The 15,250-nt window shown below is 69.2% G+C and carries 25 protein-coding genes; 6 read left to right on the top strand and 19 right to left on the bottom strand.

Features of this window, described 5'->3' with window-relative positions:
- Window positions 1-25 precede the first annotated feature (25 nt).
- Together NE857_RS31695 and NE857_RS31690 are read right to left on the bottom strand one after the other, a co-directional pair.
- Window positions 26-214, bottom strand: a complete 189-nt coding sequence (locus tag NE857_RS31695; RefSeq protein WP_254418935.1) for a DUF397 domain-containing protein — start codon at window positions 212-214, stop codon at window positions 26-28.
- Window positions 215-216: 2 nt separating this feature from the next.
- Window positions 217-1,053, bottom strand: a complete 837-nt coding sequence (locus NE857_RS31690) for a helix-turn-helix domain-containing protein (protein ID WP_254418934.1) — start codon at window positions 1,051-1,053, stop codon at window positions 217-219.
- A 174-nt stretch (window positions 1,054-1,227) separates the two neighbouring features.
- Here NE857_RS31690 and NE857_RS31685 point away from each other — a divergent pair, with 174 nt between their 5' ends.
- The 6 genes from NE857_RS31685 to NE857_RS31665 all read left to right on the top strand — a co-directional run bounded on the left by NE857_RS31685 (window position 1,228) and on the right by NE857_RS31665 (window position 3,017).
- Complete coding sequence (locus NE857_RS31685) at window positions 1,228-1,440, top strand: hypothetical protein (protein WP_254418933.1); 213 nt, start codon at window positions 1,228-1,230, stop codon at window positions 1,438-1,440.
- Window positions 1,441-1,701 (top strand): hypothetical protein, encoded by a 261-nt coding sequence (locus NE857_RS31680; protein ID WP_254418932.1) that lies wholly within the window; start codon window positions 1,441-1,443, stop codon window positions 1,699-1,701.
- 5 nt (window positions 1,702-1,706) lie between these two features.
- On the top strand, window positions 1,707-1,922 hold the full coding sequence (locus NE857_RS31675; protein WP_254418931.1) for a hypothetical protein: 216 nt from the start codon (window positions 1,707-1,709) through the stop codon (window positions 1,920-1,922).
- A gap of 85 nt (window positions 1,923-2,007) precedes the next feature.
- Window positions 2,008-2,508, top strand: coding sequence for a zinc ribbon domain-containing protein (locus NE857_RS31670; protein ID WP_254418930.1), 501 nt, complete (start codon window positions 2,008-2,010; stop codon window positions 2,506-2,508).
- On the top strand, window positions 2,508-2,636 hold the full coding sequence (locus tag NE857_RS34415; protein ID WP_301184278.1) for a hypothetical protein: 129 nt from the start codon (window positions 2,508-2,510) through the stop codon (window positions 2,634-2,636). The genes NE857_RS31670 and NE857_RS34415 overlap by 1 nt, the downstream gene beginning before the upstream one ends.
- 183 nt (window positions 2,637-2,819) lie before the next feature.
- The gene (locus NE857_RS31665; protein ID WP_254418929.1) at window positions 2,820-3,017 is read left to right on the top strand and encodes a hypothetical protein; all 198 of its coding nucleotides are present in this window, start codon (window positions 2,820-2,822) and stop codon (window positions 3,015-3,017) included.
- 6 nt (window positions 3,018-3,023) lie between these two features.
- Here NE857_RS31665 and NE857_RS31660 read toward each other — a convergent pair whose 3' ends face one another.
- The 17 genes from NE857_RS31660 to NE857_RS31580 all read right to left on the bottom strand — a co-directional run bounded on the left by NE857_RS31660 (window position 3,024) and on the right by NE857_RS31580 (window position 15,241).
- Window positions 3,024-3,251 (bottom strand): hypothetical protein, encoded by a 228-nt coding sequence (locus NE857_RS31660; RefSeq protein WP_254422178.1) that lies wholly within the window; start codon window positions 3,249-3,251, stop codon window positions 3,024-3,026.
- Window positions 3,252-3,366: 115 nt separating this feature from the next.
- Window positions 3,367-3,873 carry a WDGH domain-containing protein gene (locus NE857_RS31655; protein ID WP_254418928.1) on the bottom strand — a complete coding sequence of 169 codons (507 nt, stop codon included), beginning with the start codon at window positions 3,871-3,873 and terminating at the stop codon, window positions 3,367-3,369.
- A complete protein-coding gene (locus tag NE857_RS31650) occupies window positions 3,873-4,628 on the bottom strand; it encodes a peptidoglycan recognition protein family protein (protein WP_254418927.1) in 756 nt (251 codons plus the stop codon). Before NE857_RS31650 ends, NE857_RS31655 begins: the two co-directional genes overlap by 1 nt.
- A gap of 67 nt (window positions 4,629-4,695) precedes the next feature.
- Window positions 4,696-4,965, bottom strand: coding sequence for a hypothetical protein (locus NE857_RS31645; RefSeq protein ID WP_254418926.1), 270 nt, complete (start codon window positions 4,963-4,965; stop codon window positions 4,696-4,698).
- Window positions 4,962-5,312: an H-type lectin domain-containing protein gene (locus NE857_RS31640; protein ID WP_254418925.1), complete on the bottom strand. Its 351-nt coding sequence runs from the start codon at window positions 5,310-5,312 to the stop codon at window positions 4,962-4,964. The genes NE857_RS31645 and NE857_RS31640 overlap by 4 nt, the downstream gene beginning before the upstream one ends.
- Before the next feature lie 18 nt (window positions 5,313-5,330).
- Window positions 5,331-9,053, bottom strand: coding sequence for a hypothetical protein (locus NE857_RS31635; protein WP_254418924.1), 3,723 nt, complete (start codon window positions 9,051-9,053; stop codon window positions 5,331-5,333).
- 13 nt (window positions 9,054-9,066) lie between these two features.
- Entirely contained in the window at window positions 9,067-9,444 is a 378-nt protein-coding gene (locus NE857_RS31630; protein ID WP_254418923.1) for a phage tail fiber protein, read from the bottom strand.
- A 25-nt stretch (window positions 9,445-9,469) separates the two neighbouring features.
- Window positions 9,470-11,686, bottom strand: a complete 2,217-nt coding sequence (locus NE857_RS31625; protein WP_254418922.1) for a phage tail tape measure protein — start codon at window positions 11,684-11,686, stop codon at window positions 9,470-9,472.
- 25 nt (window positions 11,687-11,711) lie between these two features.
- Window positions 11,712-12,137: a phage tail assembly protein T gene (locus NE857_RS31620; protein ID WP_254418921.1), complete on the bottom strand. Its 426-nt coding sequence runs from the start codon at window positions 12,135-12,137 to the stop codon at window positions 11,712-11,714.
- 47 nt (window positions 12,138-12,184) lie between these two features.
- Window positions 12,185-12,589: a phage tail assembly chaperone gene (locus tag NE857_RS31615; protein ID WP_254418920.1), complete on the bottom strand. Its 405-nt coding sequence runs from the start codon at window positions 12,587-12,589 to the stop codon at window positions 12,185-12,187.
- Window position 12,590: 1 nt separating this feature from the next.
- On the bottom strand, window positions 12,591-12,809 hold the full coding sequence (locus NE857_RS31610; RefSeq protein WP_254418919.1) for a hypothetical protein: 219 nt from the start codon (window positions 12,807-12,809) through the stop codon (window positions 12,591-12,593).
- Complete coding sequence (locus NE857_RS31605) at window positions 12,809-13,228, bottom strand: phage tail tube protein (RefSeq protein ID WP_254418918.1); 420 nt, start codon at window positions 13,226-13,228, stop codon at window positions 12,809-12,811. The genes NE857_RS31610 and NE857_RS31605 overlap by 1 nt, the downstream gene beginning before the upstream one ends.
- A 66-nt stretch (window positions 13,229-13,294) precedes the next feature.
- Complete coding sequence (locus NE857_RS31600; protein ID WP_254418917.1) at window positions 13,295-13,729, bottom strand: DUF3168 domain-containing protein; 435 nt, start codon at window positions 13,727-13,729, stop codon at window positions 13,295-13,297.
- Window positions 13,726-14,103, bottom strand: coding sequence for an HK97-gp10 family putative phage morphogenesis protein (locus tag NE857_RS31595; RefSeq protein ID WP_254418916.1), 378 nt, complete (start codon window positions 14,101-14,103; stop codon window positions 13,726-13,728). The genes NE857_RS31600 and NE857_RS31595 overlap by 4 nt, the downstream gene beginning before the upstream one ends.
- Window positions 14,093-14,314 carry a hypothetical protein gene (locus NE857_RS31590; RefSeq protein ID WP_254418915.1) on the bottom strand — a complete coding sequence of 74 codons (222 nt, stop codon included), beginning with the start codon at window positions 14,312-14,314 and terminating at the stop codon, window positions 14,093-14,095. Before NE857_RS31590 ends, NE857_RS31595 begins: the two co-directional genes overlap by 11 nt.
- Window positions 14,298-14,651, bottom strand: a complete 354-nt coding sequence (locus NE857_RS31585; RefSeq protein ID WP_254418914.1) for a phage head closure protein — start codon at window positions 14,649-14,651, stop codon at window positions 14,298-14,300. The genes NE857_RS31590 and NE857_RS31585 overlap by 17 nt, the downstream gene beginning before the upstream one ends.
- Entirely contained in the window at window positions 14,648-15,241 is a 594-nt protein-coding gene (locus NE857_RS31580; protein ID WP_254418913.1) for a hypothetical protein, read from the bottom strand. Before NE857_RS31580 ends, NE857_RS31585 begins: the two co-directional genes overlap by 4 nt.
- Between the last annotated feature and the right edge of the window lie 9 nt (window positions 15,242-15,250).

Here is a 15,250-nt window from a genome sequence, read left to right as displayed (position 1 = left end):
CGAGGGGCCCCTTTCCCGTTGGTGATTACAGGCGCACGGTGGACAGCAGCGCCGCCCACTCCTGGGAGACGAAGGACAGGTGCCCGGCCTCCCGGTTCTGGGTGTCGCGCACAGCAGCGCCGTCGGGCAGGTCGGCTACCTCGACACAGTTCTGGGTGGGCTGGCTGTAGGAGGACTTGCGGAACAGCAGGTCAGTGGGAACTGAGTTGTTCATGGTTACTCGATCATCTGTCGTAGGTGATCAGCCGTCTCCGAAGGCCGGAGGGCTGACATGACCAGGTGCTTCATCAGAGTGCGGTAGCGCGTGACCTCGTCGGGCTCCTCCAGGTATAGGCCGTCGGTGTCAGTTTCCAGGTACACGATTGCCGGGTCCACCGCTTCGGGGAACTCCAAGATCACGAACGGGCCGCCGGACCCGGAGTGGATGCTGCGGGCCGAGGTCATCTGGATGGTTACAGATGGCCGCGCGGCGAGCTTCAGCAGGTGCTCAACCTGCTCGCGGAGAACGTCCGGGTGGTCGTCCTCCAGGCGCAGGAGGGCGGTCTCGTCGAAGATCGCCCAGAGCTCCGGCGGATTCTCTTCGAGGATCTGCTGCCGGGTCACTCGCGCGTCCGCGGACCTGCGTGCCTCCTCGGGGCGAAGCAGCGCGGCTTCGGCGAGGAGCTCCATGTACCGGGGAATCTGGAGCAGCCCAGGGATCACGACGGGCTCCCATGTGGAGATCGTGGCAGCCTCCTGCTCGAACCCAACGAACCGGCTGGCGAGCACATCCCTGTAGCGGGACCACCATCCGCGTTCGAGGGATTGGCGGCACAGGTCGAGGATCTCCTCGTGCTCCTGCCCCTCTTCTACTCCGAACGCCCTGAGGATCGCGCGGATCTCGGGCAATTTTGGTCGCTGCCGAAAACCGTTCTCGATGTTCGAGTAGGCGGTCTTGGATAGCTCGGATGCACGTGCGGCCTCCTCGCTGGTCATCCCAGCGGCCTGCCGGAGGCGAAGGAGTTCGGCGGACAGTCGACGGCGTCGGATCGTCGGGGAGTACCTGGTGGCCATAGTGCTCCGATCGTAGACGGGCAGCCAGCAGAAGCAGACATTTTAGGACACCCGACACAGGATTCCCTTGATTGGGTGACCCGGTCTTGATTTTTAGGAATCCTAGTACGAGTATGGGGTCACTCAGTTCCCCGTCGGACCTCCCATCCGGCACCCTGACGAAGGAGCCGCGCTATGGCGCGATACCTGAATCTGTCCGAGCTGGCCTACGTGCGCCACCGCGCCGCCGAGATCATGCGCAGCCGCCGGCCCCGCCGTGCCGCCCGAGTCCGGGCGTTCGCCCCGGAGCCGCCCGCCATCCCCGCGCCCCGACGCCCCATGGACCTGGCCCCCGTGGCGGTCCTGTTCCGGGTCCTCGACGGGCTCCACCGCATGGAGGTGGCGTAGATGGCCACCCGAACCCGGTTCGTGCCCACCCCGGACATGACCGCCGAGACCGTTACCGGCGAGCCCGACGGTCGCCCCGCCCACTGGCTCGCCCTCCAGCACGCCCGCGTCGTCGGCGTCTACTCCCACGGCTTGTCCGGGTGGTGGGCGGCCATCCCCGGCCGTGAGGCGACCCTGCGCACCGAGGCCGCGGCCCGCCGGTGGATCCGCTGCCACACCATCGGCGCCGAGCTGCCCCAGATGGCGGGGGCGATCCGGTGACGGCCGTGTGCGACATCCGCGAGCTGCCCAGCCTCCGCGAGCTGGGCGCGTGGGCGCGGGCGCACCGAGTGTCGGTCGTGTACAGCGGCCCCGACGCCGAAGGCCACCCCGTCTACACCGCCCGCGCTGGTACCGCTGAGCGGGTTGCGCGCGCTCCCGGCCGTGACCCGCACTCTCACCCGCTGGTCTGGCGGTCCCCGCTGGAGCGGCCCCGCCCCTGAACCACGAACGGCCCGGGGAGCGTTGCAGCGCTCTCCCGGGCCCAGACCCAACCCTCTCGACACTCCATGTCTGAAAGCAGGATCAATGACGCACACTACCTCTGCCCCCTCGCCTGACGCCATCACTGCTGGCCCGGTGCCGTGCGCGAACTGCGGGGCCACCGTCGACTCCCGCGCGTCGAGCTGCTGGAACTGCGGGCTCGTCTTCGGGTACGCCGGGAGCGCCGAACGTGAGCTGTGGGTTCCGTTGCGCACCCCCGCCGACCACGGACCCCGCGCCTACGCCGCCCAGCTCCTGGAGATGCTGCGCGACTACCGCCTGATCGCGAACGCCTGGCTCGACCCCGACAGCGACGGGTTCGTGGTCATCGACGGTGGCCAGCGCACCCTCACCGCCGACCAGGTCCTGGACGAGTACGGGGCCCGGGTCGCCGACATGGTCACCGCCGTGATGGAGCGCAGCAGCCTGACGACCACCGACGTGCCGGTGAAGGTCGACGCTGCCGGTGGCCCGGTGCCGTTCGTCGAGGACGTCGAGGACCGCCTGACCGAGTACCTGACGTACTGGCCCGAGAGGAACGCCTGATGAACGAGCCCGACCCGAACCGGCCGCTCACCGAAGCCGAGAAGCGGCACCACGACTCCCAGGGGGACGCGATCCGATACGCCCTCCGCCAGGAGGAGAAGGAGAAGGCGGCCAAGAAGCCGAAGTAGAACCCGCGCGCCCGCTTCCGTCCTTCGACTTCCCGGCGGGCGCGCGGACCAGACCACCACCCTGCTCTGGGGGGAGGGGGTGGTGGGCCCAGCAGGGGAGCTGGGCCAGGGCCCACCAGTAGGGGCTGGTGGGCCCCCTCTTCGCACACAAGCCACTACGCACAGCACCCGGGGGAACACAGCGTGCGGCACATCGTGATCATCATGGACCTCTGGCTCAGCCCAGGCCAGGAGCAGCGCTACCGGGAAACCCGCGAAATCCCGCCCGAGGATGACGTCCGCGCCCACGTCGTTCACGAACTCGGCGAACTCGTCGAAGGGGCTGGCGCGCTCGACGACCTCTGGGACTCCCAGGTGCGCGGACGGCCCGAGGAAGCGTGAGCCGCCCTACGGCACCCAGCCCTGCCAGTGCCACACGTCCGGCGGCCCAGCGGGGTCGGCGGTGTACAACACCCGCGCCCACGGGATCGACTCCGGCGCCTTCACCGAGGAGTCCGGGACCATGTCCAGTCCCGGCTCCGGGTCCTCGTAGACCGCCGCCCAGTCCACCGGCTGGCGGGTGCCGTCCATCGGGCCGCCCACCAAGGTGACCGCCACCATCTCGTTCTCGTCCATGCGGGGAGGATCCCACCACCGCGCCGCCACCGGGGCTCGTGGCCGTATCCGGACACATGACGAAAGCCCCCGCCCCTCCCGAAGGAGAGGCGGGGGCGGTGCTGCGCGCGGGGCCCTACCGGCCGAGGCGGCGCTGCACGTAGGCGGCTACCGCCATCAGCGCGCCGGTCCCGGCGGCCGTAGCCACCGTGGCCAGGGTGAGCACCCCGCCGTCGGTGGCCAGCTCGGACACTGCAGTGGCGGCGCCGACCAGGACGGTCACGGCCAGGGCCTGGAGCAGGGTGCGCAGGCCTCGGGACCGGGCGTCCCGCTCGGGTGTGGGCGCGGGTGTGGGTGCTTCGTGCATGGTGGCGGTCTCCTTCGTGAGCGCGGCCAGGCGGGCGTACTTCATGTCGGTGGTGTGGAAGTCCCAGCGGGCACGCGGGTCCTCTGCGGGCACGACCTGGACGTGGGCGACCAGGTCGAGGTCGGACGGCGCCAGGTGCCAGCTCATCTGCCCGGCCGGGGTATCCATGGTCAGGACCGGCCAGTCGGGCTCCTCGGGGTCGCTGTAGGACAGGACCGCAGGGAACAGGGCGGCCAGGTGTGCGACCAGGTGGGCGCGTTCGCGGTAGACGTCCATCAGGTGATCGGGGCCTCCCAGGACGCGCGCCAGGTCTCCGGACCCACCCGGCCGTCCACCGAGAGCCTCTTCTCGGTCTGGAACTGGCGGCACACCCGCTCGGAGGCGGGTCCGTACCAGCCGTCCACAGTGATCCGCCACCCGCGCTCACGCATCCGGGTCTGCCAGCGGCGGCAGGTCTGGGTGTGGCGTACCGGGGGCTGGATCAGGATGGGGCCGGGCCACGCGGGGGCGGTGGTGCCGGGCCGGGCAGAGGCTGGCGGGGTCGGGGCCGGGGTGGTTCCGCCGGAGACCGGCATTCCGGCCCGGACCCACGAGCGCAGGTCCGCGCCCGGGCAGGAGGTGCTGTTCCCGGACAGGCCACCGTGCCAACTGCGGGACAGGTTTTTGCCCGCGCGCCGGTTGGCCTCGTCGTAGAGTCCGCGGATCGCCGCCTTGGCCGCCGGGGTGGCGTCGCCGTCGCGGCCGATGAAGCACACCCCGATGTGCGAGGTGTTGTGCGGGGCCGCGTGCGCACCCACGACCAGCCAGCCGCGGCCCTCGTACACGTTCCCGGCCTGGTCGACCAGGAAGTTGTAGCCCACGTCTGCCCAGCCCCGGGTGTCCATGTGGAAGTTCTGGATCTGGCGCGGGGTCTGGGTCGGTGGTCCGGCGGAGTAGTGGACGGTGAACCCGGTGCGGGACGCCCAGGTGGTGGTGGACCGGTTGCGGGGGGCGCGTGCTCCCCACCCGGATCGGTTGGTGATGTTGACCAAAGGGTGCCTCCTGCGGGCATGAGAAAGCCCCGGCCGATCAGGGCCAGGGCGTGGGTTCGTGCGGGGGTCAGATGACGGACAGGAGCGCGATGATGATCGCGGCCACCGCCGACACCACCGCCGAGATCGACGCGACGGGGATGGCGTACCGCCACCGGTCGATCGCGTCCAACCTCTCCCGGTGCTCTCTCTGCACGCGGGCCATCTCAGCGAGCGTCTGGTCAACGGTGTCCAGGCGGTCCAGAGCCCGTCTCACCTCCTGCTGTGTTTCGCGGGTGGCGTCGTACACGTCCCGGGCGGTCACTACGCTGGCGAACGGGTCGGGCGGGGCGGTCATAGGGCGGGCCGCCCGATCGCCAGCCAGTCCACGTTGGTCGCGGTGGTGTTTCCTCGGGCCGCGAAAATCGTGACCCCGGTCGTGGAGACGTCCGTGTAGCTGGCCTCCAGGAACACGCCCGGCGAGTTGGTGCGAGGCGTGACCTGGATGGTGGGGACCTCTGCGAACGGCACATCGAACGTGACCCTGACCGATCCGCGACGGTACGTGTTCGCCCACTGGTTGTTGTTGCTGCCGGTGTTCTCGATCTCCTCGGTCAGCTCTACGGCGACCATCCCGCGCTGCATCCCCGCGGTGAGTCGCTCTGCGGTGATGACCTCACCGGCCCTCCATGGGTACATGCTCATGGGGAGCCTCCTTCTTGCTCATAGGGCGACCACGGCCGGGTAGGCCAGTCGCACCGGCGCGCCGGCCGGATGGGGTTTGTGGACTCCGTTGGTGCCCCGCTCGACCACGAACGACTGGGGTAGGACGCTGCCGTCGCCGATGATGGCGGTGACCCGCATGATCTCCCCGCCCACCACAACGTCCAGGGGCAGACTGTCCGGGTGGTCTGCCGACGTCACCCAGGTGGGCCCCCGGGTGGTGGCCACCAGGAGCAGAGTGTCGTCGGCCCCGATCGGTTCGGCCAGTTCGGACCCGGCGGTGTCGGCGCGCACCGGAGCATCCGGTGGGGCAGCCCCCTCCTCTGCGATCCGGGCCACGTTCCACGGCGAGGCGGGCGTGCACGTCAGGGTCATCTCCCACTCGAACAGGTTGATGCGCTCCTCATAGCCCTGCACGATCAGGTCCAGCGCCCGCTCCTGCGCCCAGGGCGGCGGGTTCAGGATGCGGATCCGGTCCCCAGCGTCCAGCCCGATGATGTCCTCCACCCGCGGGCTGAGACGACGGCTGGCCAGGTTGATGCGTACCGACGGCCACCGGAGTTCGTCCACGGTGCCCAGGTGCAGCCTCCACCCGGCGTGGGCGGCGACCTGCTGATCGGAGGCAAGGTTCAGGGTGACGGACTCGTCGTACCGTCCGACCCGGTCCACGCCGAGTGGCCCGTCGGTGTCCTCGACCTGCGCACTCGACCCGTCCAGGCGCACCACCTCGATGTCGTTGCGGAGCGCCTGGTCGTCATCCTCGGGTTCGAACGGGGCCGAGATCTCGCCGTTGGCGTAGTCGAACACCAGCTTCGGGGTCTGGTTGTACAGGGCGTCCCGGCCCCGGTAGGTCAGACCGAGGTGGTCGCGGGCCTCTCCCGGGGCACCCAGGTCGGCGTCCTGGGCCTGCCCGATGACGTCCAGGAGCGCACCGGCCGGTTCCGGTCCCAGCCGCTCAGATGCGCCCCCCGTGATCTCCAGAGGGACCTCGGCGCCCACAGCCAGCCGGGACATACGCTCCCGGGCTGACTCGCGCGAGAACGCGGGGAAGGGCAGGAAGTAGGCGGTGGCGGCCCTGGCCCCCCACACTGATAAATGCCCCAGGGCCATCCCCTTCAGCTCGGACCCGAACCGGGTGGTGATACTGGTGACCCTGCCCGCAGCGGCGTTGAACGTGAACCCGTTGCCCCACGAGGCGGCGGTGGGGTCGAGCCAGTCCACCCGTGCCTCAGACGACGTGCCAGCCTGGGACACCCACACCCGCAGTCGGCGCCATTCACCAAAGAAGGCGACGTCTCCGCTGTCGACGAACAGTGCAGCGTCGTGTAGCTCCAACCCCCCACCATCAACCACCGTCCGTCGCAACGCTGGACGGCCGCTGCTGTAGTACAGGCGCAGGGTGACGGTGACCGTAGTGGTCTGGACCGACAACAGCGTCTGGTTGCTCTCATAGGGAGCGTCGGGCTCCTGGAGCCGGTACAGGAGGTCGACCTCCCACGCGCCGGTGTCTACCGACGGGATCGACCCCGACACCATCCGCGCGGTTTCACCCAGGGTCGGGAGTGGCCCGGACGAGTTCAGGGTGGAGTCGGCGGCCATGTCCATGCCCGACACCCGCACCGGGTCCACCCCCTCCACGGGGGACACGGCCCGGGTGGCGTCCGCCCCGTCCTCCAGCGGCCAGTACGCCACCGGGAAGTGCGTCGGAATGGTGCGGCGCAGCGGCGAACGGAGCGGTTTGGCGCCCTGGCCGAGCCGTCGCAGAATCCCTGCGGCGGACAGCGGGACCCACACATCGGAGTCGGACAGGTCCCACCGCACCGGCCAGGAGGTGACCTCACCGGTGAACCGGACCACGTCCGGGGCCTCGTAGATGGGGCGCACGTCCAGGTCCCGGTAGGACGCGGTCACCGGCGCGGGTGTGGTGGTCTGGGCTGATGTCGTCAACCTAGTCCAAAGCCCCAGCTGGCCCTCGCCTGGCACTCGGCTGTCCCAGACCTGGGCGTGCCACACCTGAGGCTCAGGGGAGCCGTCAGCCCATACGCGGATGCGCAGCGCAGGCCCGATGAACTGGGCACGGACCCGCAGCCACTGGCCTGGGGTGTAGGCCAGTCCGGGGACCGGGGCGCCCGGCTCTGTCAGGGCGACGCTGCCCTCGGGGGTCAGGGCGTCGATGTCGACTCCCACCCGGAGCGCGCCAGCGGCGTCTCCAGTGGCGGCCCGGAGGGACACACTGATCCGGTAGCGGCCGACCTCCGACTGGCGAGCAAGCAAGCTCGTGTAGATCGCACCACGGGCGTCAAGGGTGGGCGCCTCGGACACCGATACTGCCCAGGTGGCGTCGATATCAGCGGGCAGCACCTGCGTGGTGATCTGGTGTCCGACCTGGGTGAGGTCATGCAGGGTGTGGTGACCCGCTCCGCCCGACACCGAGTAGGCCACGTCCCCATCGAAGGGGTCCTCCCACTGCTGGCCGGTGTCGGCGGTCCCCCACCCGCCAGTGATGGTGCGGTCGAACCGGTCGACCAGGTCTGCCTCGGGTTGTTCGGGCATGGGGCCGACCCGGACCCGGACCGGGGTGTTCCTCCCCAGGCTGCCGTAGTACGGGGACATGGGGTTGTGCGGGGAGTAGCGGCCGTGCCGGTTGTTGAGCATCAGCGACATCCCCGACGGGTCCGCCTGGGCAGCCTCATCCGCGCGGCCGCGGGTGATGTGGATCGGCTCCCGGGTGCGCACATCAGCAGTGATGTCCACCCACTCCCCATCGAGGAGGATCTCAGCGGTGATCGCCGGGGGGAACGTGGGCCGGAACTGGGAGCGCATCTGCGCGTGTCCGGCCAGGGGCAGAGTGGCCCCGGCGGTGAACCGGCCCTGCCTGGTGATCTCGACTGGTGGAGCGGTCAGCTCGCCCACGGTGCCGGTGGCGTCCATGTGGGCGTGCCGGACGATCTGAGCCGAGGCGGTCAGCGGCAGCTCAGCACCCGCACCCAGGCTCCCCTGACGCCGAACCTGAGCAGCCCCGGCCAAGGGCAGGGTGGCGGACGCGATGATGGTGTCCCCGTGCGGCTCAGCGCTGATCTGAGCAGCCCCGGCCAAGGGCAGGGTGGCGGACGCGGACAGGGTCTGGTGGGTCGGCCAGGGCCCCAACCACTCACCCTCACCCACCCGCACCTGGTCGACGTACACGTTCGCGCCCGTGCCGCCCTGTACGAACAGCCCGCCGACCGTCCCCCCGGACCGCGCAGAGGTGACGCTGTGGTCCGGGGTTCCGGTCGAGTGCGGGTCGGTCCAGTACAGGCGGGCGGCCAGCTGGGTGCTGGAGACGATGGCCTCGACTCGCACCCACCGGTCGAACAACTGGCTGACGATGGATGAGGACAGTGATTGGCCAGCCAGGAACGAGGACGACGCAGTCGCGATGTAGAGCTCGGCGAGGTTGTTGGCGTCGCGGAACCGCACCCACCCGCCCTCGGTCAGGTACAGGTAGAAACTGATGCTGTAGGCGTTGACGGTGGGGTAGTACACCCACACATCACCGTGCGTGACCGCGTCCGGGGTTCCCAGGCGTAGCGAGGACGCACCCAACATCGCGCGGTCGCCGTACCGGACCGAGTTCGCGGGCGGGTTGTTGCGCAGGCTGTGGATGGGGTCGCCGTGGTCACCGCTGTTGGCGACGGTGACGTTTGTCCCCGGAGTGCCATCAAACGAGTTCTGCCACACCACGACGGGCCTCCTCTCAGGAGCTGACCTGCGCGCTCAGGGTTCCGTTGGTCATGTCCAGGGACAGCACCTCGACCGTTGCGGTACCGGCGGTAGGGAACGGCTGCGGTACTGCTGCTGCGGCGTCGATCAGCCAGTCACCGGAGGCGTTCCACAGCCCGACGTGGGTGACCTCGTCTGAGCCCAGCGCAGGCACAAGGAACACCAGTTCGTCGTCGGCGGTGATGGCACCTCCGGATGGCGGGTCCCATGCCACCGGCACCCGTTCGTAGTCACCCCCACTGACTTCGTTGGCGCCGGTGCTGCCGGGGTCTGCGGTGTGCAGGGACGCCTCCACAGCGGTCTGCCCGGCGGTGGCGAGCATCGGGTGGAGCAAGTCGGTACTGGCGGCCACAAGGGCCTCCTTTCTGGGTTGAGGTCTACTGGCCGAAAGCGGTCTGGACGTCGCCGCGGCCGTCGGTGCGGACCATGCGGCGGATGAGCTTCTTAAACTCGCCGTCAGCACCGGTCACGTCGAGCGTGATCGTGTCCGACCGGCCCCCGCTGTGGCGGACGGCCGTGTTGACGTTGGAGGGGATGTGGCGGGTCATGTCCCGCATCCCCGACACCCGGGCGTCCAACGGGGCCATGAGCGCGTCCGCGGCCCGGTCGATCGCGGCCAGCTCGGAGAGGATGCCCTCGCCGAGGGTTTCGGCGATGCGGGCACCGGACACCTCGGGGGCGCCGTTGCCGCTCATGGGCCCGACCTCGGCTGGGCTGAACGGCAAGTAGGAGCGGATCGTGCTGGCGACGTTCGACATCGTGGAGCCCACGGAACCGATCATGCTCTTGATGCCGTTGATCAGCCCCTGGATCACGTTCCGGCCGGCGCCGGTCAGCAGGCTGCCGAGGTTGCCCAGGGCCGACCGGATGTTGCCGGGGATGCCGCGCACGAAGCCGAGCAGGCCCTGGATGGTTGAGCGGACCCGGTCTCGCATGGCGGTGAACGCGGCGATGGCCAGGTTGCGGGCGGTGTTGAACCCGTTGGAGATGAAGTCCCGGACCCCGTTGACCGCGCCCGTCACGGTGCTGGTGATCGAGTTCCAGATGCCGGAGAAGAACCCCGCGATGGCGTCCCACACCGAGACGACGGTCGACTTGATGGAGTCCCACGTGTCGGCGAAGAACGCCTTGATGCCGTCCCAGATGGACGCGGCGGTGGACTTGATCCAGTCCCACGCGGCGGCACACGCGTCCTTGATCCACTCCCACGCGGCAGCGCACGCAGCCGCGACCTCGTCCCAGTACACGATCAGCAGCACGATGATCGCGATCAGAGCGATGATGCCCAGCACGATCCACGTGATCGGGGAAGCCCACAAGGCGGCGGAGAAGAGCATCTTGGCCAGGGCCGCGGCCTTGAAGATCGGCACGAGCAGCTTCAGTACCGCGCCGATCTGCCCGACCGCGGTGATCATCATGCCAACGAAGATCAGCAGCGGCCCGATCGCGGCCACCACGGCCCCGATGATGACCGCCCACTTGATCAGCTGTGGATTCGCCGACGCCAGCTCCTGCACCCACTCGGTGACCTTGGACGCCAGTGCGGTGACGGTTTCCAAAAGACCCGAGTCCGCGATGGCGAGCATCAGCCCCTCACCAGCGGACTGGAGTTCCTTCAACTGCCCCTGGAGGCCCTCCATCTTGATCTCGGCCATCTCCTCGGCCGTACCGGCCGAGTTCTGCAACTGGGTCTCGAACTCTTCCAGCTCGTCGCCGCCCCTGTTCAGCAGGCTGATCATGGCCGGGCCAGCCTCGGTGCCGAAGATCTGCATCATGTCGGAGGCATCCGCACCGGCGGATTCGAAATCACGCATGATGTCGGCCAGCGGGCGGGCGGACCCGTCGGCTTCGGTGGCCTGGACGCCGAGCTGGTCGAGCATCTTCCCGGCCTGGGCGGTGGGGTTGATCAGCTGAGACATCGCCGACCGGAGTAGGGTGCCGCCCTGTTCACCTTGGATACCGGCGTCGGCCAGGAATCCGAGGGCGGCGGTGGTTTCCTCCAGCTCGAACCCGAGACCGGACGCGACGGGGGCGACCTGCTTCATGCCCATGCCGAGCTGCTGGACATCGGTGTTCGCGGACCGGCTGGCATCGGCCAGGACGTCGTTCAGGTGGCCGAGCTCCTCGACCTCCATGTTCATACCGGCCAGTACGTTGGTTGACACGTCAGCGGCGTCGGCCAGCTCCATACCACCGGCCGCGGCCAGAGCCAGGGTGCCGGGCAGGGCCGACAAAATCTCATCGGTTTCCAGGCCAGCCATGCCCAGGAAGGCCATGGCCTCGGCGGACTCCGAAGCGGAGAACTGGGTGGTGGAGCCCATCTCCTTGGCCAGGTCTGAGAGCCGGTCGAAATCCTGGCCAGTGGCTCCGGTGACGGCCCGGACGTCGTTCATGCTGGACTCGAACCCGGCGGCGGTGGTCAGGGCTGCCGCGCCGAGCCCGACCAGCGGGGTGGTAACCCCCGTGGTCAGGGACTTGCCGACGTCGGTGACTTTCTTCCCGCTGTCGCGGACTTTGCCGAGGCCCTCGTCCAGCTTGTCCAGCCCGTCCGTGTCCGCACCGATCTTGATGATGAGCTCCTGGAGGGTGGCCATACGTCACCCCCTCAGGTGTCGGTGTTCAGTTTTGGTTCATGCGTCCGGCGATGGTGTCGGCCTGGCCCTGGTCAAGGCCGGTCCACTCCGTGGCTCCGGTGGTGGTGTCCACGACCGTGTACAGGTGGTCCTGGGTGCGCACCTGGAACCGGGTGGCAGGTTTCCTCGGCGGGGGCTGTTCGGGCTTGGTGGGTTTGCCGTTGACCGTCCCGCCGAACGCCGCGTTGAGCATCCGGGCCACGGACTTCTGCTGCTGCCACCCCTGAGCGGGGCCGCGCTTCTCCCACTTGGGCAGGAAGTCCTTCGGCTTCGCCGGGCGCGACTTCTTGTCACGCTGGGAGTTGGCCACGACCGCGCACAGCTGAGCGAACAGGACGTCCTGACGTACCGGTCCGAGAGGCCCGGCCATCTGCTCATAGGCCATCCACTCGTTGAGCTCCACCGAGGACATGCGGCGCAGCATCTCCTGGACAGGCAGGCCCAGATGGGAGGCGAGCCTCAGGTAGAACTGGCGCTCTGGCCGGTCTCGGAGTCGGCTTTTCCCTCCTCCACCCCGTCCTTGGCGCTCTTGTCCATCCCGGACAGCTCCTGGGTCTTGCTCCACAACCGGTCGATAACGGCCGCGTTCTTCTTCGCCAGGGCCTTGACCTTGCTGTCGGGGTACAGGCGCTTGAAGTTCTCGTCGACCATTGCCTTCGCGACCAGCTTGGACCGGAAGTTCGCCAGGCGCAGGGACACGCCCTGCCCGGACTGTTTGGCGTCAGCGATGGCGGCCTCGTAGGCGTCGCGGTCCTCGCCGGACAGGGCCATGATGCGGACCTGGCCGCCCCACTCGGGCACGTCCACGTCCTCGTATCGGCGGTCGTCGACGGAATCGATCTGCTCGGAGCTCAGTAGAGCCATGTCAGGGGGTCTCACTCTCGGAGTCGGTGTTCAGGGCGTTGATGACGTCGACCCGGCGGGCGACCAGCTTCAGGTGCACGACCTGTAGGCCTTCGGCGTCGACGGGTACGACCAGGCCGCCCTCGGCGGGGATGGCGTTGGCGGGGATCTCGATGCCGTCCACGGTGACGGTGGCGCCGTAGCCGCTGTGGCGGGTGATGGTGATCTGCTCGGCGGCCATCAGGGGGTGACCTCGGCGTCGTCGAAGTTGGGCTTGCCGGACACCTTCCACGTCATGGAGGCCTCGGCGGCGCCGTCGACTGGGAAGTCGGGCTCGAAGCCGGTCAGACCGGCCTGGAAGGCCCACCGGGATCCGTCGAGGAAGGTCATCCGGTAGTGGCGCGGGTTGGGGGTGTTGAAGTCGTCCAGGAGGGCGATGTGCTTCTCGGCGTCGAAGTACACGTCGGCGGACACCTCGCCGGACCGCTTGATGCCGAAGATGATCTCCTCCCACTGGTCCGGGGACTGGTGGGTGGTGACGTCGTACTCCTCGCGCTCCAGGCCGGGGCCGCTGATGGAGTGGATGTTCGCGACCTCCTCCCAGGTGGTGCCGTCCTCGCTGCGCTCCAGCTTCACGCCGTAGGCGTCCTTGCCTGCCATGACTGTCTCCTCTGCATACGAAAAGCCCCGGCCGGGCGGGCTCGGGGCTGGTGGTTCTGGGTGCGTCTAGGTTTGTGCGGTGCGGATCCGGAACCGAATGGCGACCCGACGGATCCGGGGGTCCTCGCCGTCCCGCAGGGTCTGGGAGAACTCGAACCGCACCGAGGTGACGTACTGGCCGGGGCCCACGTTCAGCTCGGCGGGCCGGTGGTCGAGCAGCGCGGTGAGCTGGTTCGCCACGGCGTTGGCCTCGGCGAATCCCCGGTACCGGGACCACACGTTCAGGTACAGGGTCGTGTCACGGCCGAGGAAATCGTGGGCGTTCGCCGGGGTCTCGATGGCCTCGCCGATGGTGACGTAGGGCCAGGACGCGTCGTCCGGTTCGGGTACGTAGTCGTACACCGCCGCGCCGAGGTCCGCGTCCGGGGCGGTGAGGCGCTGGTACAGGGCGGTCTGGATGTCGGCCACCGGGCGTCGGGCCGGGGTCGTCGAGCTGCTCATGTCGGCGGGAGCTTCTTGTTGAGGAACTGCGCCATTCGTTCGGCGTACCTCTGCTCTGCCTCCCGGGCTGCTGGTTCAGCGAACGGGGTCGCGGGCCTCGTCGACGTGCCGAACTCGACCAGCGCACCCCACCAGGCCCGCTTCGCACCGAGGACTCCCACGTGGATGGACAGCGGGCTCAGCTGGCGGCGGCCGATCGCACCATGCAGCATCGACGAGTTGCGGACCACGTTCGACCGCATCGCCTCGTAGACCTCTTCGGCCTCTTCCTTGGTGGCGGCCTCAGCTTCGGATTCCAGCTCGCGGGGCATTTTCTCGAGCTTGCGCTCCAGCTCGCGCAGGCCCTTGACGACGACCTTGTGCTTAACCCCCACGGCGTGCCTCCCTTCGGTCCTTGCGGGCCTCGCGCCGGTCCTGCTCGCGGGCCTGTCGGAGTTCGTCGACGACGACCAGGAGCAGGTCGACGGTGGCGATCTGAGCCAGCGCCTCAGCGCGCGGCACGCCCGGCGGGTACATCTCCAGCGCGTCGTGCGCTTCCTCCCGCAGGTGTCGGGCGCGCTCCACCGGGTCATCCGGGTGTGCCATGGGGTCCCTCTCCTTGGATGAGTTCGCAGTCAGCCCGCAGATACACAGGCTCGGACGGCCCGTACACGGAGGTGACCCGCCAGCTGCCTTCAGGGCCACGCAGGTGATCACCTCGGCGCACATCCGCGCGGGGCTGGAGGTAGATGGGTTGGGTGTGGTCGGCCCCGGCCTGTTGGGCTGCGACCCGTTCGGCGGTGGTGGCCTGGGACACGCGGGCGCGGACCGGGCCGAGGTGCACCCAGTCGGTGATGACCCCGCCGGACCCGTCGCTGGTCTCCTGGCGGCGGTGGTGCTGGAGCCGCCGGTTCAGGTGGAGACCGATCGGCGGCATGCTCATGTGGACCTCACCACCGCAGCGCCGCCACCGAACCGGGCCCGAAGCTGGGATCGGGTGGTGACGGGCAGCTCCACCTCGGTCAGGGTGCCGTCGTTCGCGAAACTCGCGGAGTAGTCGCCGATGCGGAGCTGGGTCACCCGTTTAACCGTGAGCCCACCACCGGTCTCGTCCGACCGGTACGCCATCAGCGTCGTCGCGGCGATCCTGCACACCAACGCCACGATGTCCGCGGGCACCGTCGGCATCCCGTGGGTGAGGGTCACCTCGACCTCGGAGTCCTCACCGCCCCACCCGTGCGCCCGGTACAGGGACGCGCGGGGTCGGGACAGCCGCCACCCGGACACCTCCTCTGCGTCCAAGAGGACGGTGTCCACCGAGGTGACCGGCGGGCCGGGCAGGGGAAGGCGTGCCTCCCGCTGCCCGGCCAGCACCACGGTGGAGGTGCCCTGGCTGATCGGACATCCGGCCGCGGCCCGCACCGAGGCGGACGCCACGGCCAGGTACTGCTCGGCGATCGGCTGTTCCTCGGATTCGACGGTGACGCCGAGTGCGGCCATGTCGGCGGTGGTGGCCAGCGGTGTCAGCGCCACGGTGTCCTC

Source organism: Nocardiopsis exhalans, from assembly GCF_024134545.1.
Classification (GTDB): Bacteria; Actinomycetota; Actinomycetes; order Streptosporangiales; family Streptosporangiaceae; genus Nocardiopsis; species Nocardiopsis exhalans.
Note: the sequence above shows the minus strand (reverse complement) of the source record. Positions and strands in the feature narration are given on the sequence as shown.

Coding starts and splice junctions, on each gene's coding strand:
- NE857_RS31585 (WP_254418914.1), bottom strand. CDS start 14,651: ATGAGCATGCCGCCGATCGGTCTCCACCTGAACCGGCGGCTCCAGCAC.
- NE857_RS31620 (WP_254418921.1), bottom strand. CDS start 12,137: ATGTCCTCGGTGGAGCTCAACGAGTGGATGGCCTATGAGCAGATGGCC.
- NE857_RS31590 (WP_254418915.1), bottom strand. CDS start 14,314: ATGGCACACCCGGATGACCCGGTGGAGCGCGCCCGACACCTGCGGGAG.
- NE857_RS31680 (WP_254418932.1), top strand. CDS start 1,441: ATGGCCACCCGAACCCGGTTCGTGCCCACCCCGGACATGACCGCCGAG.
- NE857_RS31625 (WP_254418922.1), bottom strand. CDS start 11,686: ATGGCCACCCTCCAGGAGCTCATCATCAAGATCGGTGCGGACACGGAC.
- NE857_RS31695 (WP_254418935.1), bottom strand. CDS start 214: ATGAACAACTCAGTTCCCACTGACCTGCTGTTCCGCAAGTCCTCCTAC.
- NE857_RS31690 (WP_254418934.1), bottom strand. CDS start 1,053: ATGGCCACCAGGTACTCCCCGACGATCCGACGCCGTCGACTGTCCGCC.
- NE857_RS31615 (WP_254418920.1), bottom strand. CDS start 12,589: ATGGCTCTACTGAGCTCCGAGCAGATCGATTCCGTCGACGACCGCCGA.
- NE857_RS31685 (WP_254418933.1), top strand. CDS start 1,228: ATGGCGCGATACCTGAATCTGTCCGAGCTGGCCTACGTGCGCCACCGC.
- NE857_RS31660 (WP_254422178.1), bottom strand. CDS start 3,251: ATGGACGAGAACGAGATGGTGGCGGTCACCTTGGTGGGCGGCCCGATG.
- NE857_RS31605 (WP_254418918.1), bottom strand. CDS start 13,228: ATGGCAGGCAAGGACGCCTACGGCGTGAAGCTGGAGCGCAGCGAGGAC.
- NE857_RS31600 (WP_254418917.1), bottom strand. CDS start 13,729: ATGAGCAGCTCGACGACCCCGGCCCGACGCCCGGTGGCCGACATCCAG.
- NE857_RS31645 (WP_254418926.1), bottom strand. CDS start 4,965: ATGACCGCCCCGCCCGACCCGTTCGCCAGCGTAGTGACCGCCCGGGAC.
- NE857_RS34415 (WP_301184278.1), top strand. CDS start 2,508: ATGAACGAGCCCGACCCGAACCGGCCGCTCACCGAAGCCGAGAAGCGG.
- NE857_RS31655 (WP_254418928.1), bottom strand. CDS start 3,873: ATGGACGTCTACCGCGAACGCGCCCACCTGGTCGCACACCTGGCCGCC.
- NE857_RS31610 (WP_254418919.1), bottom strand. CDS start 12,809: ATGGCCGCCGAGCAGATCACCATCACCCGCCACAGCGGCTACGGCGCC.
- NE857_RS31670 (WP_254418930.1), top strand. CDS start 2,008: ATGACGCACACTACCTCTGCCCCCTCGCCTGACGCCATCACTGCTGGC.
- NE857_RS31640 (WP_254418925.1), bottom strand. CDS start 5,312: ATGAGCATGTACCCATGGAGGGCCGGTGAGGTCATCACCGCAGAGCGA.